Raw genomic sequence first — 401 nt, 5'->3', positions numbered from 1 at the left:
ATTGGCAGGACTAAGAAGAACCACATCTCCTTGAGTCGCAAGCTCATAGGCCTTGCGGGTCGCATCTGCAATATCTGTCGCCTCCACATAAGCGACACCAGCCTTGTCTGCTGCCCGTTTGACACGTTCTGCAGATTGACCCAGGATGACCATCTTCTTGAGTCCAGTAATGTCTGGCACCAATTCGTCAAACTCATTGCCACGGTCCAAACCACCTGCAATCAAGACGACCTTGCTGTTATCAAATCCTGACAAGGCTTTTTGAGTAGCCAAGATATTAGTTGATTTACTGTCGTTATAGAATTTAACACCCTTGATGTCATCCACAAACTGGAGACGGTGTTTGACACCACCGAAGGCTGAAAGAGTTTCCTTGATGGTTTGATTGTCCACACCACGAA

At 47.1% G+C, this 401-nt stretch carries 1 protein-coding gene; it reads right to left on the bottom strand.

Annotated features, from left to right (window positions below; translation table 11 throughout):
- On the bottom strand, positions 1-401 hold a 401-nt coding region (locus tag EDI28_RS26575), incomplete at both ends, for a glutamate ligase domain-containing protein (protein ID WP_325062653.1).

The sequence above is a fragment of the Photobacterium chitinilyticum genome (assembly GCF_004104355.1).
Lineage (GTDB): Bacteria > Pseudomonadota > Gammaproteobacteria > Enterobacterales > Vibrionaceae > Photobacterium > Photobacterium chitinilyticum.
Note: the sequence above shows the minus strand (reverse complement) of the source record. Positions and strands in the feature narration are given on the sequence as shown.